Origin of the sequence: Corallincola luteus, from assembly GCF_004336975.1 — a bacterium.
Lineage (GTDB): Bacteria > Pseudomonadota > Gammaproteobacteria > Enterobacterales > Neiellaceae > Corallincola > Corallincola holothuriorum.
On record NZ_SJXE01000017.1, the window covers coordinates 19,332 to 28,057 of the forward strand.

Here is an 8,726-nt window from a genome sequence, read left to right on the forward strand (position 1 = left end):
ATATCATAGTGTGACAACAAGTTACGATCTATGATCTATCCCCTGCTCGCTGCTGCTTATTATTTTCCTTAACACAACCATTCCATTCGTTCAGCTGCCAATAGCGCTCCGTAAACAGTGATTGTCCATTGGCTCCTGCTCGGATCCGCTGCGCATATTCAACAGACATTTCAGCATTGTGCGCGAAAGTACCGACAAACACTCGTTGCTGGGAAGCATAAGCGCCGTACGCTCTCTGGGCTAAGCTAAACTCGTCTTGGCCAAAGTCATAGTGTTGAAAATGTGCCTGATAACCTTGTTCAGAAGCCTGCTCCAACGAAGCGGAAATCAAATCAAAACAAGCTACGCGCGCTTCTCCTCCGGGCAAATATTGCTGCACATAGCTCATCTGGCTCAGCGCTTGTAAGTAAGGGGCTATATCCGTGGGATAGCGATACCAAGTGTGGTTTTCAGCAACCGGATCAGGGCGCGCCCCAAGCTGATAAAGGCGGGCTTCAACCGCCCCCGAACATAAGGCATAGGGCCTGTCTTCATAGAAGCTCAACTTGGGCAGATCGGCATGCAGCGAAGCGCTAAAGCAGAGGCGATGATCCACATGGGTGCCCACCGCTAACGGCGCATAAACGCGGTCGATGCTCAAGTCACACACCAATCCACGCAACTGTGTTGCCAGCGTTGCGACGACGGCAGCATCTGCTGCGGCGATATCCTCCAAAATGAGCGAGCGAAAATCACAATAGGCTGAATGGCGAAATGGCGCATCTTCAAAGCCAAGTTCAAGCCCCCTCGCCTGCAATAGATCAAGCGCGCGGATATTCTCGGCCAAGCGCTGGGCATAGCTGTCATCCCCCTTGCTAAAAACGGTCACGACCGTCACATCAATACCCGCCTCAACATCCTGCATGATCTTGCCTGCGCAAGAGAAAACCACGTCATCAAAATGAGGTGAAATATAGAGATGTTTCATCGACACAACATCGCCCCGCCGACTGCATAACCCAAGGTCAATACGAGCACGCCGCGATAGGTTGCCAGCCGTGAGTCATTCGCCGCATTAACGGCGGCAATTTGCGCGTCATTAAACAGATAAACCGTGTCGATACCGCCTGCGGCGAATTGGTTGATAGACTCCAGCAAGGAAAAATCAGCCTGCGCGGGAAAATAGGAACAAGCACCGAGCGCCTGCGCTGCTTGCTTTTGCCCGCTATTAACTTCGCACGGCAATGCCAAAGCAATAGATGAGGGCGAATCAGCCGGCCTTTGCGCCAATGCCTCGGCCACCCAGTGGCTAAATTTATCTTCGTCTTCGTCATGCGTCGGCGTGTGCTGAGGCAACAGCAAAGGCAGTTGTGCCAAATCGCGTTCGAAGGTCTGGTAATGGTGGCCAAAGCCTAGCTTAATTTGGGTTTGGCCTATGTCCATCGCCCAGCCATTAAGCCCGATGCTCGCCAAGTACTGCAAACCGCCATCAACCCCACAAAATAATGGGTTAGGCGCGGTAAATACCGGCCGCGCCAATCCGGCCAAACATGCCGACACCTCCGAGTCTAGCGCCCCGCCACCGCACAAAAAAACAGCTTCAAATGGCGCCGCCGACAAGCACCGCCCCGCACTAGACATTGTGGCTAACTCACCTCGATGCAGTTGCTGCAACACGGTCACCAACATCGGCGCAAACCGCTTATCTGTCATTAATTGCCACAAAGGCCCAAGTTCGGTTTGTGCATCCCACAGTTCCAACGGCGTGATTGCTGGGGTATCAACAGGCTTAATGATCATAATCAGACTCGGCCAATGCCAACACCAATTGGGCCGCACTCTGCGCACCATCGACCTGATAACTTGCTGACACCCTGCGCATATTTGCCTGGATCTCAGGGTCGTTCAACAGTGCAGCTAACGCTTGGCTACATTCGCTCACACTCGCCTGCTGAAGGTCGAGTACTCGGCCGATATTCTGTTTCGCAACGTAAAACGCTTGATGAAATTGATCATTACAGATGGGACTGATCAAAAGCGGAACCCCGCCATGGATCGCCTCCATCACCGAATTGGCCCCGCCGTGAGTGATCATCACCGCAGCGCGTTGCAACATCGATAATTGCGGAGTGTAGCGCGACAAGTAAACGTTGTCGGGTAGATCCACCAGCTCATCACTTCCCAGCAGGTCACTCACCGTGGCAACCAATTGCACCGGCATATCCCGAACCGCAGCAAACACCGTATTAAACATCTGCGGTTGGTAATAGATCTGGCTACCCAGCGACATATAAATCAGCGGCATATCCGCGTCTAACCATGCCCAATCAAACTCTGTTTCATCACCGCGATCACACAGCGGGATCGATGGACCGACACATTCAACATCATTCGCTACCGGCCCCACTAGCTGCTCGGTAGTAAAGGCGATATTCAAAAATGGTGAAAGCATGTCACTGCTTTTAAACACGACATTCATGCCATGTTTCGAAAACAGCGCCTGCCGCTTGCTTTGCAACGAAGCCAGCGTATCAAGGAGCTCACTGGAGACCCGAGGATTCAATACTGGATTGAGTGAGTTGGATATAGCAACCCAAGGCAACTGAGCAGCATTGGCAGCAATCGCTGCACCATAGAGCATCGGATCGGTAATAATGATATCCGCCTTAAACTGGTTGATCGCAGCAGAAATACCCGCAATCCCCTCTTCTACCACGTCCACTAGCAACATCTCTATCCACTGCCTAAGCCACTGCGCATTGCTCACCTGTTCGGCAAATTCGCAGCCACGATTTGCACTCCTTGCCGTCTGAGCCAAAGGCTGACCCAATTGGCGCGGCAGCGAAGCGGCGTGCAGTTGCGCTGAAATGTCATGGGAGGCATAAAAACCAACCTCAACCCCGGCGCGTTGCAAGTGCTGTGCAACCCCAATATACGGATTGATATGGCCTTTTTCGGGGATCAGCGTGAAAAGAATACGAGTCATTAAATAACAACCTTATAGCGTTGCTGCCAATACGATAATGAGATGACACGAAATAACAGCGCGCGTTCCATCTCAGTTAACGGCTCGCGCTGTGTACTGAGCGAGAACAAGGGCGCCAACTCTAAAAAGTGACCAATGAATTCAGCTGAGGTCTGCAATGCCGTCCGTGCTAATCGCTGATAAACCAGGCCTACTGATTGTGCTTTAGGTAAGGCGGATTTGGGCCGGGTACGCACCTGCTCCGGTAACAGACCACGACTGCCCTGACGCAACAACCACTTCTCACAACCCTGTCGGTAACCCAGCTCTGGATGGACCTTGCGGGCAAAGTCTAGCAACTCAATATCAGCAAAAGGCACCCGCGCTTCAAGGGAGTGGCGCATGGCATGAATGTCACCATTGTGCAGCAAGCGCGGCAACCAGCGTTTAACCACCAAATAGGCGGTCGCCAGCGAACGTTCGGTGGCGCTGTGCCAACCGTACCCCGCAGATCCAGCCAGCTGTTGATACTTGTCGTTGAACATCTGCGTCAGTTCCTGCGCACTGCCTAGCGCCAATTTGGGCAGGCTAAATCGCGCCAAAATACCAGCCGGCGAACGGGTGGCGGCTTGGTCAAGCAAGAACGGATAGCCCCAATGGGTTTCATCCGCCGCATCGCCCACCAGTACCGCTTTAAACTGCGCCCCGGCAACACGGGCCAAATGAAACTGGGCAAACTCTTGCTCCCAGGCAGGCAGCGCATCATTCACCGCAGCCAATTCACTGAAACTCTCGGCAATCTGCTGTTCGTCCACATCAACAATCTGCTGCCGCAGCCCAATCTCTTGCGCGGCACTAAGGGCAAACGGCATATCGTCTGAACTGACAATAAGTGAGTTGGCATAATCAATCTTGCCATGATCCGCAAAACGAATACTGAAACAGGCAAGTGGCTGCGGAGCCGCTTTATTGGCAATGGCGCTGATCAAAGTCGAGTCCAACCCACCACTGAGATAGGTTGCAACAGGCACATCCGCTCGCATTGCTCGATTCACCGCTTTACCGAGTAAATGGCTCAACTCGTCTTCGACATTCTGCTCTGGTGTTATTTCAGCCGTTAGTTGGTAATCGCGCCACTGCCGGAGCACAAGGCCATTACTATCGATGTGTAAGCAATGACCCGGTTGCAGGTATTCAATGCCAGCGAACATCGAACTCTCTACCCCGCTAAAATAGGGCGCGACCAGATACTCAAGGATCGCATCCGCATCGGCCTTCACTGGCGTTTGCGCCACCGCAACAATGGCCTTGGCTTCAGAGCCGAACAGCAGTTCACCGTGCTGGTACTGATAGGCAAACGGCTTAACCCCAAGTAGATCTCTGGCGGCAAAGCCCTGCTTTAAGTGCTCATCCCAAATAAAGAAAGCGAACATGCCATTAAAGCGATGCAGCGCCCGCTCTCCCCAACAGACATAAGCTGCCAGCACCACTTCGGTATCAGACTCGGTGACAAACGACCATAGCGGCGCTAACTCACGGCGTAACTCGGCAAAATTATATATCTCACCGTTGTACACCAGGCAATAACGCTGATCGCGGGAAATGAAGGGCTGATCGCCGCCCGCAAGATCAATTAACGCAAGGCGCGTATGTGCCAGCGCAGCACTGCCATAGTACTTAAACCCACAACCATCCGGGCCGCGATGACGTTGCGCAGCAAGCATCGTCGGTAAGCGAGTTTTAAAATTGGCGTTAGGATGATTAAAGTTAACAATGCCCGCTAGGCCACACATGAGTTAGACCTACTCAACTGTTGGCGCAATAGCGTTAGCGTGATCCAGAGTGATCGGTTAGCGAGCGAACTCAGGTCGGGCTGAATAGCCAAACTTTTCGCCAACCGGTCAACAGCGGCACCATCCCAATATCTATCGAGACAAAAATCCGGTGCTAATCTGGGTTGCTTAACTTGGTTACACAGCCAATCTGGCAACAGGTTTTTCCCCAATTGACGCAATACAGTCTTGTTACTATCAGCAACCCGTTGCCCCGCAGCAACCACTTCAGGGGCAAAAAAGGGCGAGTGATAAGGCAACTGTTGGCTACGAACAATGGCGCCGACTAACGGCAAATAATTAGCAGAGGGCACACCACTGAATACCTGATCTGCGGCATCACCGGTGATCAGGCAGTCGATGCCATCCGCTTTCATCGCTTGAGACAGCAGCAATTTAGACACTGGATGCAGGTTATAGATCGGGGTTTCAGTCGCCGCAATAGTGTCGGGCAACGCGGCCACAAACTGCTCAGCATCAGCCTCCACCACGCGCAACGGCACGCCAAAATGCTGCGCCGTTCGCAGGGTGATATCCAACTCACAATAGCCCGGCAATGCGCTAGCCAAGGTATAAACCTCCACATTGTCAGCGCCGATATGCTGCAGTAAAGCCAGTATCAAAGCCGAGTCAAACCCACCGCTCAGCGCCAAACCACAGCGAGGATAGCGCCGTACGATTTGCTCAAGTGCTGAGGCCAGCGTGTCAAACAAAGGTAACGGACTAGCTAATACAGGATTGGGCTGACAGACAAGATGCCCGCGGTCCAACACAAGTCGGTAGCCCGGCGTCAGTTTATGCACCTGTTCAATACAGGTTCGGATCCCATCCGGGTCACGATGCAAATACTGCAACACTCCTTGCTGGTCGAGCTTCAGTTCGCTCGAATCTTGGCAGAGTGCCGCGATAGTTGTGCCATGCGCCTGGCTGCCAACACGATAGTAATAAGGAAAAACCGCAAACGGATCGCCCTCATAGATCACGCTCATAAGCTGATCTCTCCAAGGGCGATCAGCTCAGCTCGATTCATTTGCCGATGCGGCTTCTCATCGGCAAAACCGCCCAGACAGCGGTAGCAGGTTGCCAGCGGTTGTTCACGCGTAAGGTATTGATGCACCTCTGTCACCAATGTCGGGCGCTCGTCTAACACCACACCGTCGTCTAAATATTTGGTATTACCGCCATTGAAGCTATCGAAATGCGGTGGGCGGGTACACATATAGAACCGGCCTTGATCAACAATATGACAGCGCTCGCGCAGCCAACAACCCGCAAATACGTCGCGGGTTTCATCCTCTCCTGCGGGCGCTTGCCAGCGCGTCATCTGCACGAAATTCGATTGCTCTTTTAGGTTCAACTCAACATCAAACTCAGCGGCTTTACGCTTAATAAACGCCAGTGTGGTGGGCGGTAGTTTAGGTTTGGGATAAATTGAAATGGTTAATCCGTCCAATAATTGCCAGAAACGGTCGGGCATCTCTTCAATCAGCAAGGCATTGGTGGTCACTGACAAAATATTCGCCAGCGGCCTTGCCACTTCGATGCATTCCATCAATTGCGGATGTAATAAGGGCTCGCCGCCCACCAACTTTAAATAGGTTGGCGAAACCACTTTTAACGCCGCCTCTAAATCAGCTTTAACCTGCGCGGGCGTAACACAGCGCGCTGGCAGCATCGGCGACAGAGAACAGCACTCGGCACATTTTAAGTTACAATGATCAACGATATGCGCCTCAAGGGAACGCGTCACGATACGGCCATTTTCGATGGGATATTCAAGCAACGGCTTCATACAACGACCTCATTTAGATCACAGCCACGGCTATACACAGCTTCAATCTCAACCAATAGTTCGGAACGACAGATATCAGCCGCAACGTAGCTGACGTCAGCTGCTGTGCCCAACTCATCACCAACCACCGATTGTATGCAGGCTAAATCATCAGGATCACGCAGATAAACACGGTACTGAGCCTGAACGCCGGGCACCTGATAATCACAACCTAACGCCTGTTTGGTGCACATCAGTATTCGTTTAATGTTCTTCAGAGCTAAGCGAGTCTGTCCATTCACATCACCCAAATGCAACGACTGGTGCCCTTCAATACTCGCCGTACCTGACACCCACAACTGCGCCCCAAATGGGCTTTCAATATGCTGCGCGCGGGTAAACGAAGGCGCGTGACGCCCGTATTGAGGGGGATAATCAAAGGCACTGACCTGCTGACGGTTTTCTACGGCTTGGCAGGGAGTTCGACCAGCAATGAAATAGTGCACAAAACGATCACTGTGATGGCTGCCAACCGCAGTTGCTGCAGGCAAAGTTGTGCCCTGCCAAGCACTGGTCGCAAACGCTTCGGCGCGACCACTGCAAAAATGCTGATACTGTTCAGTTCCCTGCTTTATTCCATTAATATCCGGCAGCTCATTCCACATTCGATAGATAAAGGGAAAATTAAGCTCGGATAACAGCCGACGAACTTGTAAATAACGCGCTTCGGCTTGCATCGCCAACGAGCCGACCGCCAGATCAAAACCACCAAATACAACCTGACTGTTATAGGCCAGTATAATCTCACCGCTATGCCAATAACGCGGCTGTTCACGGGAAATAAACAGCTCCGCATACGCGCCGGACAACGGCACCAGTGAGGAGGTGATTTGAGGCCAGATAGGCGTTAGTTTCGCGGCTAAAAAACTTTGGTCAGCGCCATAGATGACGGCACCCAAAATACCCGCTTCGGACTGCCGACAGATCGCAGCATACTGCTGTAACGATACGCGCTTAGAAATAACATCATGTGTGGTTTTGTCGCCCAGGTGTTGTTCCTCAACACCCTGCTTTAGGCCTTCCTGCTGCATAAATAATCTCGACTTCCATAACGGTACTGCATCCTTTCAATAGCATCATAACCGTATTTGGGTAAGCGCCCAAACAGACCAGAGAGTGACGACCGTCACCCATTTGCGGGGGATGATAACGGCGTAGCGCCGATTAGAACATTGATGCGGAGTAATAAATGCAACGCTGAGAAGCCGTTCGTAAAGAAATTCCCTTAAGCCACTTTAAAACCTTAAAATAGCCAATAGAGACGAAAGCTTCAGCAAGAAAAAGGCAGCACTTTACACGACAACTCGATTCCTTGTTATCGAAGAGAAAACTAACACCGCAAGCAGAGGCGAGCGTAGCGAATCCAGCAGCCGAAGGCTACGTTACTGCTTTGCCTTGTTAGGGCTTGATTTGCCAACGATTCAGGCCCCATTTTAGTTCCCCATCTATAACACGTCTCCCGCCACAAGAAGGTAAGCCCGGTGGAGGGCATGCAACATTGCGCATTGTGGCTTGTATATTGAAGGGGCTAAATATACGAAGAAGCTTACTATGCTCTGGGTTTAAATCACGTAAAGAGTAAAAAACCAATTCTCCGATGGATTTGCAAAGCCAGTCCTCAACTTCCTCATCCTCAGCAAGAGGGGTCATGAAAGTTTTCGCTTCAGCCATTTCCTTCAGTTCGGCGAACTGATTGATTGACCAGCTACAAAACTCGAGAATTTCATCGGCATAGCAAAGATCGATAATGTAATCAGTATCAACTTTGGAGATCTTCTCTTCCTCTTCATCCAAAAGCTGATCATATAAAAATTTCGCAGCGACGCTTTCAAGCTTGTGAACTACAAGTCCGGGGTGTTCACCGCTTCCACCACCCAACACCAGATTATTTGGCTTAGCGCTGAAATCGTACCCACCCCATTTATCACCTTTTATCTCTTGCAGAGGCCGATAAATTGGAAGGTAGCCCAAGTATCCAATGTACTCATGGTCAAAAGAATCTATGTAACTCATAAGGTCCTATTATCGAGCCCTAACGCCCAAATCTAGCGAATCCCCTCATAATCCCTAGGAAATTCATAAAAGTAGACGCGCACCCCGTGGTTTGATCTAATTAATT

The 8,726-nt window shown here is 51.4% G+C and carries 8 protein-coding genes; all 8 read right to left on the minus strand.

The features are described 5' to 3' along the window. Positions 1-28 precede the first annotated feature (28 nt). Positions 29-967 carry a PIG-L deacetylase family protein gene (locus EZV61_RS19015; RefSeq protein ID WP_240695245.1) on the minus strand — a complete coding sequence of 313 codons (939 nt, stop codon included), beginning with the start codon at positions 965-967 and terminating at the stop codon, positions 29-31. Next, positions 964-1,779, minus strand: coding sequence for a hypothetical protein (locus tag EZV61_RS19020; protein WP_131417579.1), 816 nt, complete (start codon positions 1,777-1,779; stop codon positions 964-966). The genes EZV61_RS19015 and EZV61_RS19020 overlap by 4 nt, the downstream gene beginning before the upstream one ends. After that, positions 1,769-2,965, minus strand: coding sequence for a glycosyltransferase (locus EZV61_RS19025; RefSeq protein WP_131417581.1), 1,197 nt, complete (start codon positions 2,963-2,965; stop codon positions 1,769-1,771). Before EZV61_RS19025 ends, EZV61_RS19020 begins: the two co-directional genes overlap by 11 nt. Continuing rightward, entirely contained in the window at positions 2,965-4,737 is a 1,773-nt protein-coding gene (gene asnB / locus EZV61_RS19030) for an asparagine synthase (glutamine-hydrolyzing) (RefSeq protein WP_131417583.1), read from the minus strand. Before asnB ends, EZV61_RS19025 begins: the two co-directional genes overlap by 1 nt. Further along, positions 4,725-5,765, minus strand: coding sequence for an asparagine synthase-related protein (locus EZV61_RS19035; RefSeq protein ID WP_131417585.1), 1,041 nt, complete (start codon positions 5,763-5,765; stop codon positions 4,725-4,727). The genes asnB and EZV61_RS19035 overlap by 13 nt, the downstream gene beginning before the upstream one ends. Next, positions 5,762-6,568, minus strand: a complete 807-nt coding sequence (locus tag EZV61_RS19040; RefSeq protein WP_131417587.1) for a radical SAM protein — start codon at positions 6,566-6,568, stop codon at positions 5,762-5,764. Before EZV61_RS19040 ends, EZV61_RS19035 begins: the two co-directional genes overlap by 4 nt. Next, complete coding sequence (locus tag EZV61_RS19045; RefSeq protein WP_131417589.1) at positions 6,565-7,638, minus strand: chorismate transformation FkbO/Hyg5 family protein; 1,074 nt, start codon at positions 7,636-7,638, stop codon at positions 6,565-6,567. The genes EZV61_RS19040 and EZV61_RS19045 overlap by 4 nt, the downstream gene beginning before the upstream one ends. 367 nt (positions 7,639-8,005) lie before the next feature. Continuing rightward, positions 8,006-8,620, minus strand: coding sequence for a hypothetical protein (locus EZV61_RS19050; RefSeq protein ID WP_131417591.1), 615 nt, complete (start codon positions 8,618-8,620; stop codon positions 8,006-8,008). Positions 8,621-8,726 lie beyond the last annotated feature (106 nt).

Bases quoted from the DNA above. Each gene is read 5' to 3' on its own strand.
- EZV61_RS19015 (WP_240695245.1), bottom strand. From the start codon at position 967: ATGAAACATCTCTATATTTCACCTCATTTTGATGACGTGGTTTTCTCT.
- EZV61_RS19020 (WP_131417579.1), bottom strand. From the start codon at position 1,779: ATGATCATTAAGCCTGTTGATACCCCAGCAATCACGCCGTTGGAACTG.
- EZV61_RS19025 (WP_131417581.1), bottom strand. From the start codon at position 2,965: ATGACTCGTATTCTTTTCACGCTGATCCCCGAAAAAGGCCATATCAAT.
- asnB (WP_131417583.1), bottom strand. From the start codon at position 4,737: ATGTGTGGCCTAGCGGGCATTGTTAACTTTAATCATCCTAACGCCAAT.
- EZV61_RS19035 (WP_131417585.1), bottom strand. From the start codon at position 5,765: ATGAGCGTGATCTATGAGGGCGATCCGTTTGCGGTTTTTCCTTATTAC.
- EZV61_RS19040 (WP_131417587.1), bottom strand. From the start codon at position 6,568: ATGAAGCCGTTGCTTGAATATCCCATCGAAAATGGCCGTATCGTGACG.
- EZV61_RS19045 (WP_131417589.1), bottom strand. From the start codon at position 7,638: ATGCAGCAGGAAGGCCTAAAGCAGGGTGTTGAGGAACAACACCTGGGC.
- EZV61_RS19050 (WP_131417591.1), bottom strand. From the start codon at position 8,620: ATGAGTTACATAGATTCTTTTGACCATGAGTACATTGGATACTTGGGC.